Here is a 19630-nt window from a genome sequence, read left to right on the forward strand (position 1 = left end):
CGTTTCAGGTTAACATTCTAAAGGTTTAAAACTCAAACATAGTGCAAATTACTTGAGTTTACCTTGTATATTATAAAATTAATAAACTTAAATATACTAAAACGATTTCGTAAGTTTTAATTTATGTGTACGACAAAACAAACAATTAAAAAATTGTAATTTTACACTATGAAAAAGATAATATTTTTATTTACCCTTAGTTTACTCTTTAGCTGCAATTCTTCAGCACAAAAAAAAGACAAACAAGAAAAAGAAACTTTCCCTGTTACTAAAACAGAGGCAGAATGGAAGGAGCAACTTACGGACAAGCAATACTATGTTCTACGTGAAGCTGGTACAGAAAGACCCTTCTCCAGTCCGTTAAACAAAAACTACGAAGAAGGTGTTTACCATTGTGCGGCATGTGATACTCCTTTGTTTAAAAGCGAACATAAGTTTGACTCTGGTACTGGTTGGCCAAGTTTTGATAGAGAAATTGAAGGCAACGTTGCTTTTTCTACAGACTATGATATAGGCTATGCAAGAACCGAAGAGCATTGTGCAACTTGTGGAGGCCATTTAGGCCATGTGTTTAATGATGGCCCGAAAGAAACCACTGGGAAACGTCATTGCATCAATGGCGTAGCATTAAAGTTTGTGCCAGCGGAAGAGTAAATTTCGCACACAAGATCATATAATAGTGTTATAAAATCTATCTATGACTATTCGTAGTTTTAGTGGTTTTATAGCACTATTTTTATTGATATAAATCCAAAGGCATGGGAGATTCATACTTAACAAGCTGCATAAAACAATTTGAATATTACAAAAGTCTTGGCGATAAAACTTTTGAGCAATTATCATTTGCTGAACTTAAAACAGAATTTGAAGACGACTCTAATTCAATAGCCATTATAGTTAAACACATTGTTGGAAATATGTTGAGCAGATGGACCAATTTTTTAACCGAAGATGGTGAAAAAACTTGGCGAGAACGGGATAACGAGTTTATTGATACTTTTGAAACCAAAGAAGCTCTAACTACCTACTGGAATAAAGGTTGGGATTGTTTATTCAATGCCATTAAACCCTTAACAGAAGAGGATTTGGACAGTATAGTCTATATTAGAAATCAAGGGCATACAGTCACGGAAGCCATAAACAGACAAATGATGCATTATGCCTACCATATTGGGCAAATTGTTTTTATCGGTAAATTAATTAAAGGAGATAGCTGGAAATCGCTCTCAATACCAAAAGGAAAATCATCGGATTATAACAAAAACAAGTTCTCTAAAGATAAAGCCAAGCAACATTTTACAGATGATTTGTAGGCATTGGAATATCCTTGAATATAAGAAACCCTTTCAAATCAATGAAAGGGTTTTGGTGTTTTGATTAACTTAAATGTTATCTTTTATAGATTACTTCAGCGTTTCTGATGCTCGCATCTAAATCATTCATGGAGTTAACATAAGTATAATTATTATTAAAAACTCTGTCAACCTTTTTACCAATAATGATATGCTTAACATCCAAATCTGGCGCATTAATATCTACCTGATCTTGAATCCTAACTGTTTTATCACCTAAATCAGTATCCAATTTCTCCAATCTAGAGATTACATATAAGCGATTTTTACTTGCTCTTATTTCTTGTATCTCTATATCGTGCTCATTACCAGAAACTTCGGCCTCAACCATTAGAGTTCTTTCTTCTTTATCTTCACCAGGCATGTTAACATCTATGTATGGAACTTCTACTTCTTCCTCTTCCATTACCACCACAACTTTTGGTATCTCTACCGTTCTTATATTGGTTCCTACGTCCACATTTGCCCAATCTACATCGTACTCTGGCAATTCACCTGCGTCAGCATCTACATCTACATCCAACTCTGGCATCTCGCCCGATTCTTCTTTATCAATTTTACAGCTTGTTACTGAAAATGTAAAAGCTCCTATTGCAAATAATAATATTAATTTTTTCATTTTTTTAAATTTTAAGTTATTTAGTTGTGTGATTATGTTAGCTTATGTTATGGACTAATCACTTATCGCATAACATTATTGTAAAAATACTTTCATTAAAGCTTTTAGATTGTCCGAAACCAAATTAACATTTGCTCAAATGATAAAATTTGACATCTCTATATTTCAATATTGTTAAGGGATTTTCATATTTTTGCTACTCATTTTCAATATAAAATCACTTATGAGTAAATACGATATTATAGTTTTAGGAAGTGGTCCAGGTGGCTATGTAACTGCGATTAGAGCATCTCAATTAGGATTTAAAACTGCTGTAGTAGAAAAGGAAAGTCTTGGAGGTGTTTGTTTAAATTGGGGTTGTATCCCAACAAAAGCACTTTTAAAATCTGCTCAGGTTTTCGAATATCTTAAACATGCTGAAGACTACGGTTTAAAATTAAAGGATGCCGAGCACGATTTTGATGCCGTTGTAAAGCGTAGTCGAGGTGTTGCAGATGGTATGAGTAATGGTGTTAAGTTCTTAATGAAAAAGAACAAGATTGATGTCATTGAAGGGTACGGAAAAGTAAAACCTGGAAAAAAAGTTGAGGTAGATGGAAAAGAATATTCTGCAGACCATATCATTATTGCTACAGGTGCGCGTTCACGTGAACTCCCAAGCTTACCACAAGACGGCCAAAAGGTTATTGGGTATAGACAAGCAATGACACTAGACAAGCAACCTAAGAAAATGATTGTTGTAGGTTCAGGTGCTATTGGTGTTGAATTTGCATACTTCTATAATTCCATGGGAACAGAAGTGACTATCGTTGAGTTTTTGCCTAAAATTGTTCCAGTTGAAGATGACGAAGTATCAAAACAATTAGAGCGTAGCTTTAAAAAATCTGGTATCAAAATAATGACCTCTGCTGAGGTTACTTCTGTAGATACTTCTGGTAGTGGTGTAAAAGCTACAGTAAAGACCAAGAAAGGTGAAGAAGTACTAGAAGCAGATATTGTTTTATCCGCTGTTGGTATAAAATCAAATATTGAAGATATAGGATTAGAGGATGTTGGTATTGTGGTAGATAGAGACAAAATCTTAGTTAATGATTACTACCAAACCAATATACCTGGTTATTATGCCATTGGAGATGTAACTCCTGGGCAAGCGTTAGCTCACGTAGCGTCGGCTGAAGGTATTTTATGCGTAGAGAAAATAGCAGGACAACACGTTGAACCATTAGATTACGGCAATATTCCTGGTTGTACATACTGTTCTCCAGAAGTTGCAAGTGTTGGATTAACTGAAGCTCAAGCTAAAGAGCAAGGTATTGATGTAAAAATCGGTAAGTTTCCATTCTCAGCATCTGGTAAAGCGAGTGCAGGCGGAAATAAAGATGGTTTTGTAAAAGTGATTTTTGATGCTAAATATGGAGAATGGTTAGGTTGCCATATGATAGGAGCTGGTGTAACTGACATGATTGCTGAAGCTGTTTTAGGTCGTAAGTTAGAAACTACAGGCCATGAAGTTTTAAAAGCAGTTCATCCTCACCCAACAATGAGTGAAGCTGTAATGGAAGCTGTGGCTGATGCCTATGATGAAGTGATTCATTTGTAAGGACTTCCTATCCTTCCGAATGGGAAATAATTCTTATTTTAAAAACAAAAAGCGATTCATCTAATAATTGAATCGCTTTATTTTTACAGCTTATAACCTAAGCCTAGAAATACCATATTAGGTGCAAGTTCCTCAAAACCTAAGGTATATTTCATATGCATATCTAAGTTTTCAGTAAAGCTGTAGGCCAAGCCAAGATCAGCTCGCACTTTAAATTTGTTAGAAAAGAAGTCGAAAAAGTAATTTAGACTAGGCCCAACAAGTATGTGAAAGTTTTTGTCAATATCATACTCCAGATAAATTGGTGCATTTAGAAATTGAAAATCCCGTATGTGGATATAAAGTAACTCTGGTTGTAGGTGTAGCTTATCCTCAAATTCAACATCAAAAAATACTCCACCATAAAAGCCAACCTCCTCGCTTGGATTAGTACCAAAACTACCTTCGGTTACTCTAAAAAAAGTAAAATTCAGTCCACCTTTAATACCAAAATCAGTTTGAGCACTTACAAAAATCCCTGATAAAAGAAAGGCTAGAACAAGTGTTATCCTTCTCATGCCTTATTCTATTAAACTTTGTATCGCCAAATCATAGCTTCTTAACCCAAAACCAAGTATAACTCCTTTTGCATTTGGTGAAATATAAGACTGATGTCTAAATTCTTCTCTTGAAAATGTATTGGAAATATGAACCTCTACAACTGGTACTTCAATAGCTTTTACAGCATCGCCAATCCCTACTGAAGTATGTGTATAAGCAGCGGCATTTAATATAATACCATCATAGTTAAACCCAACCTCTTGTAACTTATCTATAATTTCACCTTCTATATTAGACTGATAGTAGTCAATCTTAACGTCATTGTGCTTAGACTGTAAGGTACCTAAATAGTCTTCAAAAGTTTTGTCACCATATATTTCTGGTTCTCTCTTACCTAATAAATTGAGATTTGGACCGTTGATGACTATAAGTTTCTTCATAAGATAAAGGTATAAAAACCTAATAAAAAAAGCAGCCAAGTTGGCTGCTTTTTATAAAACTCTAATAGTTCTAGAATCTTCTTACAACTCCAAACCATATATTTTTAAAGTCTAAATCTAGTCCAAAAGTGTTTCTGGCTTCTGCACCATCAAAATCTGCCTTTTCAGAAGTGTAAGACAGAGCACCAACCGAAGTAGTTAGAGCCCAATCATCATTTAAGAAGAAATTTGCACCTAAACCTACTCCAATACCAAAACCATTAAACTTTACATCATTTAATCCGTCATCTGTAGACATATAATTAATGCCCAATGAAGCATATGGACTAAACCTTTTTTCTGGCATACAGAAATATTTAAGAAAGGCACCAGCCATAATGGTACTTTCGTCAAAAATATCTATGTCATTAGCCTCTGCAGTATTAAACATATAGCCTAAACTTAAGCCACCTTGCAAGTTTTCATTGAAGAAGTAGCCAATTTGTGGCATAACGCCAAAACTAGAATCTTTTACATCATCCTGAGATGTAGTCGAATAGTTTAAGGATCCGCTTAAAGCAATATCTCCTTCTGCCCAACCAGTAGTAAAACTATCGTTATCTTCGCCGGTTTGTGCAAAAATAATTGAAAAGCTAAAAACTGATAATACGGTAAACATTAATAAATTTCTCATAATCTTTTGGTTTTAAATTAGTTACTACTAAATAAATGATTTTTTTGAAGAATTTATGGGATTTAGTACTAGTTATTAACAAATTAATAAACAAAATATATTTATCTTCTTAATTATCAGTCGCTTAAGTATGTTTTTAAAAATATAAATTAAGCTCCAAAACTCTATATTAACTAAATTCATAGTAATATATAGGATACCACGTGGTAAAAATTCTGGCATAAAAAAAAAAGGCAATTATTGCCTTTTTTTTATGTTGAGTTAATTAATGTTTAGAATCTGTATCCTAAGCCTACCTGAAAATAATTAAATTTTGCCTTAACATTAAAATCTTCAAATCCTTCTAAATCCCCATCTAATCTATCAGAAATACCAAAAGTATATCTAGTATCTATAAAAACATCATCTGAAATATCATACGAAGCACCAATAGCTAATCCTAGTCCTACTCTTTTCAATCCTTCTGCATCTTCTTCATTAAGCAGGTAATCTAATTGAGGTCCTGCATAAAGCCCTAATTCATTGTTTGCTTTAAATTTTGTAAGAATTGGTATTAGTAATACGCTACTGCTCTCGCCATCTTGACTATAGTTTGCAAAAGTAATTTCTGGCTGTAAAGAGAATTTATCACCTAATTCTATTTCAGCGAAAGCGCCAATGTAAAAACCGGAAACATTATCAGAACCAGAAGCACCATCAACTTTGACTTTAGAAATAATTGAAGAGTATCCTGCCTTTAAACCAAATTGTTGGTCTGCAGAAGCTGTGGTTTCATCTTGAGCGTTAATAGCAATTACACTAAAAAAAGCCATAATTGCAGATAAAGTAATTTTTTTCATTTTGATATCAGTTTAATTTTTCGAACACCAAATGTAAGATTTAGGCGACAATTGAAATATAACAGAATGTTAATATTTAATGTAAATAATCGAAATTCACATAAATAAAAAAAGAGGCCAGATGGCCTCTTTTATTTTATCACTACTGTTTATAAATGAATTGCAAATCCGATTAAAACCTGAAGTGCATCGTCATAAAAATCACTGTTCATAGATATATTATAGCGTAGCTTAGGCTCAATACTTACTTTTTGGGTTATGAACCAAGCATAACCTCCTTCAATACCAACATATGACGGATTTTCATCAAAGTCCTTGAAACTTGTACCGGTGAAATCTAAGCCAACCGGAAATTCACTATTAATGTAATACTTTGCACCAATTTTATAGCTAAATGATGAAAAATCATCTCCAAAATCGGAATAGCCTAAACCTGCCTTAATTGCTAAATCATCAGCTACAAAATAGCCACCTTCACCACCCACGGACCACATGGTTTCGCCATCAACAGACGTTAATGAAAAAGCAGTGCTTCCTGTTGTCCAAGAACCTGTATTAATTTCAATCTGCCATTTACCCTCTTGGATTGGGCCATGATCATCATCCCCTTGTGCATTTAAATTTAAAAATGCAAATACTGCAAAAGCAGCTAAAAATAAACTTCTCATAACTTTATGGTTTAAAAATTAGTTTATACTAAGTAAAGCATTTTTTAGAGATCTTTAAAAAAATTGATTTGAACTATTAACAATTTTGTAAACAAAATATTGTTAAAATTTCAATTATCAATTAGTTTATCTATTAAAAATAACTGTAAAAAAAAGGAGGCCATTTGGCCTCCTTTTTATCTATAATTTTAGATAGATTACAATCCAAACTCTACTCCCAGAGAAATTGCATCAAACGATCCTCCTTCAATACTTATACCTGTATAGGCGAACACGATATCTAATGAATCACTTACACCATACTGAACTCTAGGTGAATAGTAAAATCCACCGTCGTTACCATCAGGAGCAATACCGATTCCATAGCCTAAATTAGCACCTAAAGTAAACTCTTCAGATACAGCGAAGCGTCCTGCTGCACCAATAGGAATAAAAGTAGCGTCCTCGATTTCAAATCCAGAGATTTCATCACCAAAGTAGTGAGCTACACCTGCAGTTACACCTGCTTGAAAATCATCAGAAACTTCCCATAAGTAATTAAGATCAAGGTTAACTCCAAAAGTCCAACCATCTCCGGCGTCACCTATTGGTAAAGCACCACTGATACCAGCGTTAAAATCTTGTGCATTAACACTTGCAAAAGCAAAAACTGCAAAAGCAGCTAAAAATAATTTTTTCATAATCTTTAAAGTTTTAAAATTGATTAATACAAACTAAAGCCTTTTTTTTTAAATATTAAAGTTTCTTCACACAGTTATTAACATTTTTGTAAACACAGATATATATATTATTGATTTACAAATACTTATAAATTTTGTTATTAACAATTTATAATGAATATACGATAAATTGCGTAGTATTTTCACTTATTTGAGTTTATATTTTTCTATTTTTAGGCATGAAATGGTCCCAAGCGATTACTGATTATCAGCACTATCTCAAGATTGAACGTGGTCTTTCCAACAACTCCATAGAAAATTATAGCTATGACATTAAAAAATTGATCACCTATCTTGAAAATAATAATATAAGTAGCTCACCAACAGCTATTGACAATGAAATCATAAAACAATTTATCTATACCATTTCAAAAGACATAAACCCAAGGTCGCAGGCACGTCTCATCTCTGGTCTTCGCAATTTTTTTGATTATCTCGTTTTTGAAAACTATAGAAAAACCAATCCCCTGGATTTAATTGAATCCCCAAAAATCGGTAGAAAACTTCCTGACACTTTATCCATTGGCGATATTGACCTACTAATAAGCACTATTGATTTGAGCTACCAATACAATGGTGTAAATCTTGGAGAACGCAACAGAGCCATCATAGAGACTTTATATAGCTGCGGCTTGCGTGTGAGTGAGCTTATTGAATTAAAATTATCTGATTTATTTTTTGAAGAGGGCTTTATAAAGGTGACTGGTAAAGGTGATAAACAGCGTTTTGTACCCATTGGAGAAACCACCCAACGGTTTATCAACATTTGGAAAGACATAAGAAACCATATAGATGTTCAATCTGGTTCTAAAGATATTCTGTTCTTAAATTATAAGGGTAAAAAGTTAACTCGTGCTATGATATTTACCATTATAAAAAAATTGGTCGAGAAGTCTGGTCTGAAAAAAACGGTATCGCCACACACCTTTAGACACTCATTTGCTACGCATTTACTGGAAAACGGTGCAGACTTAAGGGCTATACAAATGATGCTAGGTCATGAAAGCATCACGACTACTGAAGTCTATATGCATGTGGATAGGACTCACTTAAGCGATGTTTTAAACAAATTTCATCCGAGAAAATAATATCTACTTTGATCTTAGAAATTTTACATCACATACTTACTCGAGTAATGAATAAAAATTTTACATAGTATGTGTTTTGTGCAGTATACATATAAAAAAAAGTGCCTTAAGAAATTAAGACACTTTTTAGTAAATCTAAATACACTATTATTCTACTTGGCTATATTCACCGCTCTAGTTTCTCTAATTACGGTTACTTTTACCTGTCCTGGATAGGTCATATCCGTTTGTATTTTCTGAGAAATTTCAAAAGATAAACTAGCTGCCTTATCATCAGAAACTTTTTCACTCTCTACAATAACACGTAGTTCTCTACCTGCCTGTATAGCATAGGCTTTCTTTACGCCGTTAAAACCAAAAGCTACATCTTCTAAATCCTTTAAACGTTGAATGTAAGAATCCAACACTTGGCGTCTCGCACCTGGTCTTGCTCCCGAAATAGCATCACAAACTTGAATAATTGGTGACAACATGGTTGTCATTTCTATTTCATCATGGTGGGCTCCAATGGCATTACAAACCTCTGGTTTTTCACCGTGCTTTTCTGCCCACTGCATACCAAGGATTGCGTGTGGAGTTTCTACATCAGTTTCAGAAGATGGTACTTTACCGATATCGTGCAATAAACCTGCACGCTTAGCCAATTTTGGATTTAAACCTAACTCTGCGGCCATAACACCACAAAGCTTAGCGACTTCGCGTGAATGCTGTAATAGGTTTTGACCATAAGAAGAACGATATTTCATTCGTCCTACCATTTTTATCAATTCTGGGTGCAAACCATGAATCCCTAAATCGATAACCGTACGTTTACCGACTTCTATAATTTCTTGCTCAATCTGCTTTTCTGTCTTCCTTACTACCTCTTCAATACGAGCTGGGTGTATTCTACCATCAGTCACTAACTTATGAAGCGATAAACGTGCTATTTCACGTCTTACAGAATCAAAACAAGATAATATAATAGCTTCTGGTGTATCATCAACTATAATCTCAACACCTGTAGCTGCTTCTATAGCTCTAATATTTCTACCTTCTCTACCAATGATTCTACCTTTAACGTCATCAGATTCAATATTGAAAACAGATACACAGTTATCTATAGCTTCTTCTGTACCAATACGCTGAATGGTATTAATGATAATCTTTTTGGCCTCTTGTTGTGCAGTTAGCTTGGCTTCCTCTAATCGTTCTTGGGCATAAGCCATAGCATCTGTTTTGGCCTCTTCTTTAAGAGATTCTACCAGTTGTTCTTTAGCTTCTTCTGCTGAGAGTTGAGAAATGACTTCTAATTGTTGTATTTGGCTTTTATGCGTCTTTTCAACTTCATCCTTCTTCTTCTCAAGAAACTCTAATCTAAAATCGTAATCTTTGATTTTGCCTTCTAAAGATTGATTGGATTTTTTTGCTTTCGAAAGTTCATTGGAAATTTGGGACTCTTTATCCCTAATACGTTTTTCTGCCTCAGCCATTTTCTTGTCGCGAGAAAGTATGACTTTTTCGTGCTCAGCCTTAAGTTCAATAAACTTTTCCTTAGCCTGAAGTATTTTATCTTTTTTTAATGATTCTGCATCTACTTTTGCTTGCTTTAAAATCGACTTGGATTCTTTCTTTGCATTTGCGATTAATTTAGATGCCTTTCCTTTTTCAAGGGATTTAGCGATTATATAGCCCAGTATTACGCCTAATACTACTCCTCCAACAATATATAAAATTGTGTTAGTATCCATGTTAGTTATTTAGTTTAGTATATAAAAAAAGCCTACATCAGTTTTGGATTCTGGTATAAACTCCTTAAAAACAAGTTTAGGGCTAACAAACTGATCAAGGATCCATTCTGAGATGGCTTGCTTTTACAATTTAAACTCACCCTTTTTAAAGAATTAACGTTGAGTTTATCAAAAAATATAACTAATGTAGGCAGTAACCTTATGTATTTTAAAGAACGTACGAGTTAGATGTGTTTTTGAAGCAGATCATTTAAAGCTTCTAACTTTTCCTGAACTTCCTCATTAACATACTCTTTATCTATTGACTTTTGCTCTACTTGAGCCGCAAACTGCAAAGCACACATTGCTAAAACATCTTGCTTATCTCTTACAGAGTAATTTTGCTCAAATTGCCCTATCATTGCCTCAATCTTCTTTGTGGCCTTTCGCAAACCTTCTTCCTGCTTTGGATTTATTGTTAAAGGATATACCCTGTTTGCAATAGAAAGTTTAATTTTTAATTGATCTGACATTCAGTCTAAATTTACAACTTTATTCCGAGATTTGACCTATACAATGATCAATATCCCTAATAAGTGCATTTATTTTGAGCTTTGTTTCTCGTTTATTTTCGTCACTACCAAGCATTGAATTTGCTATTTTGAGTGTCTCATATTTTTCTGCCCAAGAAGCAATTTCTTCTTGTTTGCTGAGAAGTTCTTTTTGTTGTTTCTCTAATTGATCCGTAAGTTTCGCATTAGTTTGCTTTAAAACCTCTTGCTTGTGTAAAATCTTACTGATCTTATTCTCTAAAGCATCAACAATTTCTTCTATTTTACTCATTAAAGTAATTCAATACTGTAGAAACAAAGTTAACATACCTAATGAAAAAACACAATTCTTTTACAATTATTTTTAATTCACATAACATCAAAACAATTAGAGCGTTAAGAAATTAACTTGATTAAAATAAACATTATACAAGTACAAAAATGTTTATTTTAACTCATCAACGATCAATATGACAATTTTATAAAATGTAATTGTGCATATTAAAAATAATACAACATTACCATTTGTAAATTTTAATCTATTTGATATTTTAGCTGTATTGCTTAGTCTATGAAAAAGTTTTTACTCTTCTTTTTAATTACCTCGTCTGTGTACGCGCAGTCAGAATACCCTCAAGATTATTTTAGAAACCCTTTAGACATCACCTTAGTGCTTTCTGGTACTTTTGGTGAGTTACGTTCTTCGCATTTCCATTCTGGCTTGGATATAAAGACTCAGCAAAAACAAGGATTGAAAGTTTACGCTGCTGCAGAAGGTTATGTGAGCCGAATAAAAATTTCGCATTACGGTTACGGAAAGGCCATTTACATCACACATCCAAATGGATACACAACGGTTTACGGCCATCTTCAAAAATTTTCTGACCGATTGGAAAAATACATCAAGGAATGTCAATACGATAAAGAAAGTTTTGAGGTTGAAGTTTTTCCAAGTTCTGAAGAACTCATTATTGCACCCAATGAAGTTATTGCATACTCTGGTAATACAGGCGGTTCTGGCGGACCTCATTTGCATTTTGAAATAAGAGACAACCAAGAACGTCCCATGAATCCAATGCTATTTGGCATTGAGGCAAAAGACTCTAAAAGGCCATTTGTGTCAGCAGTATTTGCGTATCCAAAAGATGAAAATGCCATAATTAATGGTAAGAATGAACGTGTACCTCTTCGTTTAATACCGCAGAAAAGTGGTGATTATGAGGTTGAAAAAATTACCGCTTTTGGCAATATAGGTTTTGGAGTGACTTCTTATGACAAACAAGATTTGGCGCCAAACAACAATGGAGTAAGCAATATTGAAACATTTTTTAATGGCAATAAAAGCCTGGAAATAGATTTTAAACGTTTCAGTTTTGACGAATCTAAGCACATTAAGCGTTTAATTGATTATGAATATTACAAAACCAAACGTTCTCGTATTCAAAAATTATTTATTCAGAAAAACAATCCGCTGAGCCTATACAAAGATGCGTATGATGATGGTTATATACGTGTTGAAGATAGTACTTCGTCTGTTTATAAAATAAGAATTCGTGATTTTGAAGGCAACGAAACTTGGGTGAATATTCCTGTAAATGGAAAGTATGAAAAGCCCAATGAAACATTACGAGACATTGATGCCAACAAGACATTGGTATACAGTAACCAACCGACAACGCTTCAATCTGGAAACGTTACCGTTAATTTCTATGAAAACACGGTCTATGATGATGTTTTTATTGATTTTAAAGTAAGCTCAGATACAATTCATCTTCATAAAGACAACATCCCACTTCAAAAGAATTTCTATATCAATTATGACCTAAGTAATTATAAGGTTGAGCATTTGGACAAAATTTTCATTGCGCGTTTATACGGTTATTACAAAAGACCAAGTTATGTACACACAAAGCGGAAAGGAAACATTTTGAGCGCTGGTAGTAAAACATTAGGTTTATATACATTGGTAATGGATACGGTTGCACCAACAATTGAACCAGTAAATTTTCAGAACAAGAAATGGTTGAGCAAATACCGTTATCTGAAAGTGAAAATTGATGATGAATTATCTGGAATCAGCAAATACAGAGCAACTGTAAATGGTGAATGGATCTTAATGGAGTACGACTATAAAACCAAGATGTTGGTGCACGATTTTAATGATAACATCGCTAAAGACACTAAGAACGAATTAAAGATAATTGTTACCGATAATGTTGGAAATAGTTCTACATTTGAAGCAACCTTTTTCAGAAAATAAATGAAATAACATTAAAATCTTGTCACTCTGAACTCGTTTCAGAGTCTCATTTTTTGTTTTTCATACTTTGAGATGCTGAAACAAGTTCAGCATGACAAAACTTGATCTTTATGATCTTTTTTAATGCTAACTATAAAAACTAATATTTGAAACGCTTACACTTTATTCTTCTATTTTGTTTGCTTTTTAGTGCAATTTCCTATTCACAGTCTGCAATTATAAGAGGTGTTATCTTGGATGAAGCCAATAACCCAATAGAAAATGTTAACATAAAAGCTTCTACTGGTGAAGGGAGTGCAACCAATAAAAATGGCTTCTACGAATTAAGAGTACCTTCAGATATTGAATTAACTATAGAATTTACACATGTTGGACACAGTCGTGTTGTTTCAAAATTCAATTTAAAAAATGGACAGGAATTAGAGTTTAATCCTGTAATGAAAGTTGAAGTAGAGCAAATTGCTGAAGTGGTCATTTCTACCAATACAAGGCAAAGCGTCGACGGAATTGTCTCTGTGACTCCAAAAACCTTAAGAACCATAAAAGGTGCACAACCTGGTGTGGAGAACATACTAAAAACCTTGCCTGGTGTTAATATTTCAAATGAGCTGAGTACGCAATATTCAGTACGTGGTGGAAATTTTGATGAAAACTTGGTTTATGTTAATGAAATTGAAGTGTACCGTCCGTTTCTTATTCGTTCAGGTAATCAAGAAGGTCTGAGTTTTGTGAACACGGATTTGGTTTCTAATGTTGATTTTTCGGCTGGTGGTTTTCAAGCCAAATATGGAGACAAACTTTCTTCTGTATTGGATATTACATATAGAAATCCTGTGGATTTTGGCATAAGAACAGATTTAAGTTTTTTAGGAGGAAGCATTGCTGCTGAAACGATTTCTAAAGATGGAAAATTTTCTGGTATTGCTGGTGTGCGCTACAGAGACAATAGTTTAATATTAAACAACTTAGAAACCGAAGGTAACGTAGAACCTGTTTTTGCAGATGCCCAGACCTATTTAACGTATCGTTTTTCGGATAAGTTTCATCTCAACTTCTTGGGAAATATCTCCTTAAACAAATACAACTTTCAGCCAGAAAATAGACAAACTAACTTCGGTACATTACAAGAACCTGTAGCGCTTTTAGTGTTTTATGAAGGTAACGAAGAAGATCAATACCAAACTTATTTTGGTGCCTTTAAGGCGAATTATTTTGTCAACGAAGATTTAACGCTAAAGCTGATTGCTTCAGCATATCACACTATAGAGCAAGAGTATTTCGACATTTTTGCGCAATACCGTTTAGGAGAAGTCAATACTAATATAGGTGACGAGGATTTAGGTGAAGTTGAATTCAGCGAAGGCATTGGTTCACAATTAACACATGCACGTAACGATTTAGATGCCTTTATCATCAATGCAGAGCATAGAGGTGATTACAAAATCGATGAAGAATCTACAGTTGAATGGTCGGTAAAATACACGCATGAAGATATTAGAGATCGTTTGGTAGAATACGAAATTATAGATTCGGCAGGCTTCTCTATTCGTCCACCGAATTTTAGCATTCCAAATTTACAACCTTACGAACCTTTTGAAGGCCCTCTAACAGCTTTTGAAAACATCAGAGCGTTGAATAGAGTTCAAATAAATCGTATGCAAGCTTTTGCCCAATATAGTAAACGAACAGAATGGGGAGCCAATGAAGTGTTTTACAATGTTGGTGTTAGAGCACACAACTGGACTGTGAGTGGCGAGGATATAGAAAGCAATACACAAACGGTTTTTAGCCCAAGAGCTCAATTTGCCATTAAGCCAAATTGGGACAAGGATATGTTGTTTAGAGTTGCAGGTGGTTTGTATTACCAACCACCCTTTTACAGAGAATTAAGAGATTCCTCTGGTGTTGTGCAACCAGATGTTAAAGCTCAGAAATCCTTTCATATAGTTCTAGGTAATGAATATAGCTTCAAAATGTGGGACAGACCATTTAAGTTAGTTACTGAAGCCTACTACAAAGGTTTAAGCGATGTAAATCCATACACTTTAGAAAACGTAAGAATTCGTTATAGGGCCAAGAATAATGCTAAAGCTTACGCTTATGGTTTGGATATGCGATTGAATGGTGAGTTTGTACCAGGCACTGAGTCATGGTTTAGTTTTGGCTATTTAAAAACCGAAGAGAATATTGATAATCGTGGTTACATTTCTAGACCAACCGATCAACGTTTAAAGTTTGGAGCATTATTTCAGGATTATGTACCAAACATGCCCAATTTAAAAATGTACCTCAATTTGGTGTACAATACAGGTGTTCCTGGTGGGTCTCCGAGTTATGCGGATCCATACGATTTTCAGATTCGATTGCGAGACTACAGACGTGCCGATTTGGGTATTTCCCTAGAACTGGTAAACCCAACCAAAACCTACAACGCTCGCTGGAAAAAGAAGTTTAGGGAACTTTCCTTAGGTTTTGAGATTTACAACATGTTCAACAACCAAAACTCTATTACCAATACTTGGGTAAGGGATGTTTATACCAAGCGTCAGTTTGCTATTCCTAATTTTTTAACACCTCGTGTTTTTAATTTGAGATTGTCGGCTAAGTTTTAATGAAAGTTGTCATGAAGCATTTTTTAAAATTGGTATTCTTATCATTGCTAGTATCGTGCTCGACAGGCGATGACATAAATTCTGAAGATAATTGCAAGTTAGTAAGTTATGAAGCAGCACAACTCTACTTTGACTATTTCCCAAGAGAGGATTTAGGTTTTAGAGTTGACAATTTTGACCCAAACTTTGAAGGTATTCAAATAGAATATGATGCCAATAATATTATTACTAGAATCATTGGCGGCCCAACACCGTTTCCTATGGGATCGAATTTAACTGGATGGATGATATCTGATCAAACCCAGTACGACATTGATTATTCTGAAAACGTTACAAGCATTACTTCAGTATTAGAATCTTTTTATGGGGACACAACTAACAATTATACCATTATTAATTCAAAAGTTGTAGAACGAAGTATAATTATTCCGCAAGGATTATTAAATGAAAAAGTTGATTTCACATATCAATATCAAGGAAATACTGTTTTGGAATACAAAGAAGACGATTTATACAGAATATTTCACCTTGAAAACAACAACCTAATAAAAATAGAAGAGTTCGTTTACCATGACATCAACAACCCTCTTCAAGAATCTGATATACTCTACGCAAAATACGAAACAATTTTTTCGGAATTTGACGACCTCCCTAACTTGATCCAAGGTAAATTCTTTATTGATGGTGCATTTTTTAAAGCATTTTCTTCAAATAATTACCACAAAGTAGAATTAAAATATTACTTGTTTAACACAGAAACTGAAGAGTTTGAACTAGACAACTCAAATACAAATTGGAGGTCTTATAATTTTGGTGTAAATGAAGATGGGTCTTCTGGGTTGTTCAAAACTGACTGCTTAGCTCAAAACTAAAATCAAAGTAAATTAGACCATATTTTAGCGCAATAACTCAAATTCTCGTTGTATTACACCTAAGGTATCATTAAATTTCATAAATTTGTAACTGTCTAATTCACTTTAGGTTACCCTACTAAGCTTTAGTTATAAATTTATCAAGCATGAAATTTTCCCTCATCACATGCCTAATGCTATGTTTTAGTTCGGTTTTTGCACAACTTAGTGTCAGAAACAACGCTTTTGTCTACGTTAATGATCAGGTTTTATACGTAGAAGATGATGTTAACCTCGAAGAGTCAACCACTAAACTTTATCTTAGAAACGAATCTCAATTAATTCAAGGAGCTGGTACAACTGGTAATTCTGGTGTTGGTGAATTAAGTGTTTACCAAAACGGAACAGTCAACCAATGGGCTTACAATTATTGGTGCTCACCTGTTGGTGGAATATTGACTGATAATTTTATAAATAATGATTTTAGGATTAATCAATTAGACGATCCTCTTCTGTCCACCATGAATCCAATAGACAGTAACAATAGTATATTTACCGCTTCGTATAATGGAACCGCAAGCCCTTTGACCATATCTGACCGTTGGTTATGGACTTATGTATCGTCTAGTGCTTATGCTGATTGGATTTATGCTGGTGATACTGGTGATGTAGATCCTGGATTGGGCTTCACTATGAAAGGAAGTGGAACAGCTAGTACAGGTAATACCACTTACGATTTCAGAGGAAAACCAAATAATGGCACAATGGCTAATCCTGTGGCTGCTGGTGATTTCACTCTGGTTGGCAATCCGTATCCTAGCGCTATGGACTCTGCAGCCTTTATACACGATACTCAAAATCAAGCAGCAATAACAGGCACATTGTTTTATTGGGAGCAAGATGCCAGTACTCCACAAACACAATCGCACGTTTTACAAGATTATGTTGGTGGCTATTCAGAATTTACTATCAATTCTTCTGGAGTTATCATCTCCAATACACCTGCTGTGTTTTATACTTATGATGAGCAAGATAATGTTTACTCTTTACCTCCTGGGCCACCAGCCACCGGAACTAAAATGGCTCAACGCTACATACCAATTGGACAAGGTTTTATGGTAGAGGGCAGTGTTGGTACATCTGGTATTGTGCGTGCCAAAAACGAACACAGAGCTTATGTAAAAGAAGGTGCGCAGAGTTATTTCTTTAGAAATGGTGATGCTACCAATACAAGTTCAGATGGCATTCAATTTCAAGAAAATGGACTTCCTATAGTTCCAGAAGATTACAAACGTTTTAGGGTTAATGTAGATTTTACGGTGGGTCAATCCCAATACACAAGACAGCTACTTTTAAATTTTCATGATACAGCAACAGCTGGATTTGATTATGGATTAGAGTTAAGCCGTTCAGATAATCACCCTTCGGATACTTATTTTACACTCAATGACAAAGCGTATTCTGCTCAAGCCTATCCTTTTGAAGATGCTTTGACTATTCCTTTAGTAATTGATATAGAACAACAGCAGCCTTTACGTTTCAGAATATTTGATATTCAGAATTTTGATGACACACAAGGCATTTATATTCACGACATTGAGAACGAGCTTTATGTCAATCTTAGGGAACAAGATTATGAATTAAACATTGAACCAGGCAATTACACCAATCGCTTCGAAATTATATTTACACCTGGCGAGGCTCTAAGTATTGATGATTTTGAAGTTAGCAAGCTTACCATAAGACAGAAAAATGACTTACATCAACTTGCTGTTTTAAATCCAAATGGATTAGACATTAAGTCTATTGAAGTTTTTGATGTTGCAGGCAAGCGTATGCTTAATAACCAATATGATTCTGTATCTAATCGCTATGAACTCTCTACAGTAGATCTAAGCGACGGAGTTTATATAGTCAATGTGATTTCAAATACAAATACGGTAAAATCTGAAAAAGTGATCGTTAAGAATTAACAAAATCCTTTAGAACATCCACCACATAATCTAATTCCTCTTTAGTATTAAAAACACTAAATGAGAAGCGCACGGACGGTCGCTTTAGTTTATCCTCATCCAGAATTGCCGAAAGTACATGGGATTGTTGATTACTTCCACTTTGGCATGCGCTTCCTTTAGAGCAAGCAATACCTTTAAGATCGAGTTGAAACTGTAGCATTGGTGCCTTCTCTGGAGCAATAGGCAAACAGACGTTCACCAAAGTGTATGTGCTATTTACTGTGTCTTCACAACCTCCATTAAAGCTGACATCATCTATATTTTCCTTTAATTGTGCAATGAAGTAATTCTTCAATTCAGAAATGTATTGTTTTTCGGTATCTAAATTAGCATAGGCAATTTTCAGCGCTTCGTCCATACCAACAATATTATGGATGGATTCCGTACCAGCTCTATAGCCTCTCTCCTGCTCACCACCAAAAATAAGTGGCTTCAATCCAGATTCTTTTCTTACGTAACAGAACCCAACACCTTTTGGGCCATGGAATTTATGTGCGCTTGCTGCTAAAAAGTCAATCGGGATGTCTTGCAAGTCTATTTTAAAATGTCCTACAGATTGCACACAGTCTGACTGAAACAAAGCATCGGATGCTTTACATAAATTGGCAACGCGTTCAATATTGAGAATATTACCAACTTCGTTATTGATATGCATTAAGCTGACCATAGCTTTATCTGAAGATTGCAATAAGTCTTGCAGGTGATTATAATCCACCAATCCACAATCATCTAAATTGACGAAACTTACTGTGATATCATATTCCTTTTGCAATTGCTCTACCGTATGTAAAACTGCATGATGCTCGATTTTAGAAGTAATAATCTCTGTAACTCCCAAATCCCTTACGGCACTTCGTAAGGCCAAGTTATCAGCTTCAGTTCCACCAGAAGTGAATACAATTTCAGCTGCAGACACATTAAAATAACGCGCAATGTTTTTTCTACATTGCTCTAAAAGTGCTTTGGAAGCTCTACCAAAACTATGTGTAGAAGAGGCATTACCAAAGTTATTATTGAGAACTTCGGTCATTCGCTCAACGACTTCTTTACGAAGTGGTGTGGTCGCTGCATTGTCTAGATAAACGTGATTCATA

19 protein-coding genes and 1 other RNA gene are annotated in these 19630 nt (G+C 34.5%); 8 read left to right on the top strand and 12 right to left on the bottom strand.

Features of this window, described 5'->3' with window-relative positions; all coding sequences use genetic code 11:
• Positions 1-168 precede the first annotated feature (168 nt).
• Positions 169-654 carry a peptide-methionine (R)-S-oxide reductase MsrB gene (gene msrB / locus ACQ65V_RS13745; RefSeq protein WP_430468351.1) on the top strand — a complete coding sequence of 162 codons (486 nt, stop codon included), beginning with the start codon at positions 169-171 and terminating at the stop codon, positions 652-654.
• 104 nt (positions 655-758) lie between these two features.
• A complete protein-coding gene (locus ACQ65V_RS13750) occupies positions 759-1313 on the top strand; it encodes a DUF1572 family protein (protein WP_430468352.1) in 555 nt (184 codons plus the stop codon).
• Positions 1314-1389: 76 nt separating this feature from the next.
• On the opposite strand, the gene ACQ65V_RS13755 is transcribed toward ACQ65V_RS13750, so the two are convergent.
• Positions 1390-1971, bottom strand: a complete 582-nt coding sequence (locus ACQ65V_RS13755; protein ID WP_430468353.1) for a hypothetical protein — start codon at positions 1969-1971, stop codon at positions 1390-1392.
• A 223-nt stretch (positions 1972-2194) separates the two neighbouring features.
• On the opposite strand from ACQ65V_RS13755, the gene lpdA reads away from it, so the two are divergent.
• A complete protein-coding gene (gene lpdA / locus ACQ65V_RS13760) occupies positions 2195-3571 on the top strand; it encodes a dihydrolipoyl dehydrogenase (protein ID WP_430468354.1) in 1377 nt (458 codons plus the stop codon).
• A gap of 83 nt (positions 3572-3654) precedes the next feature.
• On the opposite strand, the gene ACQ65V_RS13765 is transcribed toward lpdA, so the two are convergent.
• The 6 genes from ACQ65V_RS13765 to ACQ65V_RS13790 form a co-directional block, all read right to left on the bottom strand.
• Positions 3655-4128, bottom strand: coding sequence for an outer membrane beta-barrel protein (locus ACQ65V_RS13765; RefSeq protein ID WP_430468355.1), 474 nt, complete (start codon positions 4126-4128; stop codon positions 3655-3657).
• A 3-nt stretch (positions 4129-4131) separates the two neighbouring features.
• Positions 4132-4551: a type II 3-dehydroquinate dehydratase gene (gene aroQ / locus ACQ65V_RS13770; protein WP_430468356.1), complete on the bottom strand. Its 420-nt coding sequence runs from the start codon at positions 4549-4551 to the stop codon at positions 4132-4134.
• 70 nt (positions 4552-4621) lie between these two features.
• Entirely contained in the window at positions 4622-5224 is a 603-nt protein-coding gene (locus tag ACQ65V_RS13775) for an OmpW family outer membrane protein (RefSeq protein ID WP_430468357.1), read from the bottom strand.
• A gap of 272 nt (positions 5225-5496) precedes the next feature.
• On the bottom strand, positions 5497-6063 hold the full coding sequence (locus tag ACQ65V_RS13780) for a porin family protein (RefSeq protein WP_430468358.1): 567 nt from the start codon (positions 6061-6063) through the stop codon (positions 5497-5499).
• A gap of 149 nt (positions 6064-6212) precedes the next feature.
• The gene (locus tag ACQ65V_RS13785) at positions 6213-6731 is read right to left on the bottom strand and encodes a hypothetical protein (RefSeq protein ID WP_430468359.1); all 519 of its coding nucleotides are present in this window, start codon (positions 6729-6731) and stop codon (positions 6213-6215) included.
• A 197-nt stretch (positions 6732-6928) separates the two neighbouring features.
• Positions 6929-7411: an outer membrane beta-barrel protein gene (locus ACQ65V_RS13790; RefSeq protein WP_430468360.1), complete on the bottom strand. Its 483-nt coding sequence runs from the start codon at positions 7409-7411 to the stop codon at positions 6929-6931.
• A 218-nt stretch (positions 7412-7629) separates the two neighbouring features.
• On the opposite strand from ACQ65V_RS13790, the gene ACQ65V_RS13795 reads away from it, so the two are divergent.
• Positions 7630-8538 (top strand): site-specific tyrosine recombinase, encoded by a 909-nt coding sequence (locus ACQ65V_RS13795; RefSeq protein WP_430468361.1) that lies wholly within the window; start codon positions 7630-7632, stop codon positions 8536-8538.
• A gap of 152 nt (positions 8539-8690) precedes the next feature.
• Here the strand turns inward: ACQ65V_RS13795 and rny are convergent, their stop codons facing one another.
• The 4 genes from rny to ACQ65V_RS13815 all read right to left on the bottom strand — a co-directional run bounded on the left by rny (position 8691) and on the right by ACQ65V_RS13815 (position 11090).
• Complete coding sequence (rny, locus tag ACQ65V_RS13800) at positions 8691-10268, bottom strand: ribonuclease Y (RefSeq protein ID WP_430468362.1); 1578 nt, start codon at positions 10266-10268, stop codon at positions 8691-8693.
• Between the two features lie 57 nt (positions 10269-10325).
• Positions 10326-10433: non-coding RNA, 6S RNA (gene ssrS, locus ACQ65V_RS13805), on the bottom strand.
• A 59-nt stretch (positions 10434-10492) separates the two neighbouring features.
• Entirely contained in the window at positions 10493-10780 is a 288-nt protein-coding gene (locus tag ACQ65V_RS13810; RefSeq protein WP_155087748.1) for a cell division protein ZapA, read from the bottom strand.
• A gap of 19 nt (positions 10781-10799) precedes the next feature.
• Positions 10800-11090, bottom strand: coding sequence for a hypothetical protein (locus tag ACQ65V_RS13815; protein WP_155087749.1), 291 nt, complete (start codon positions 11088-11090; stop codon positions 10800-10802).
• Positions 11091-11369: 279 nt separating this feature from the next.
• Here ACQ65V_RS13815 and ACQ65V_RS13820 point away from each other — a divergent pair, with 279 nt between their 5' ends.
• The 4 genes from ACQ65V_RS13820 to ACQ65V_RS13835 all read left to right on the top strand — a co-directional run bounded on the left by ACQ65V_RS13820 (position 11370) and on the right by ACQ65V_RS13835 (position 18494).
• Complete coding sequence (locus ACQ65V_RS13820; protein WP_430468363.1) at positions 11370-13058, top strand: M23 family metallopeptidase; 1689 nt, start codon at positions 11370-11372, stop codon at positions 13056-13058.
• 146 nt (positions 13059-13204) lie between these two features.
• Complete coding sequence (locus ACQ65V_RS13825) at positions 13205-15670, top strand: TonB-dependent receptor (RefSeq protein WP_430468364.1); 2466 nt, start codon at positions 13205-13207, stop codon at positions 15668-15670.
• An 11-nt stretch (positions 15671-15681) separates the two neighbouring features.
• On the top strand, positions 15682-16542 hold the full coding sequence (locus ACQ65V_RS13830) for a hypothetical protein (protein WP_430468365.1): 861 nt from the start codon (positions 15682-15684) through the stop codon (positions 16540-16542).
• 146 nt (positions 16543-16688) lie between these two features.
• A complete protein-coding gene (locus ACQ65V_RS13835) occupies positions 16689-18494 on the top strand; it encodes a T9SS type A sorting domain-containing protein (RefSeq protein WP_430468366.1) in 1806 nt (601 codons plus the stop codon).
• On the opposite strand, the gene ACQ65V_RS13840 is transcribed toward ACQ65V_RS13835, so the two are convergent.
• Positions 18484-19629, bottom strand: coding sequence for a cysteine desulfurase family protein (locus tag ACQ65V_RS13840; protein WP_430468367.1), 1146 nt, complete (start codon positions 19627-19629; stop codon positions 18484-18486). The two genes, ACQ65V_RS13835 and ACQ65V_RS13840, sit on opposite strands and share 11 nt — an antisense overlap.
• Position 19630: the final 1 nt, after the last annotated feature.

The organism is Winogradskyella ouciana (assembly GCF_965284585.1).
GTDB classification, from domain to species: Bacteria; Bacteroidota; Bacteroidia; order Flavobacteriales; family Flavobacteriaceae; genus Winogradskyella; species Winogradskyella ouciana.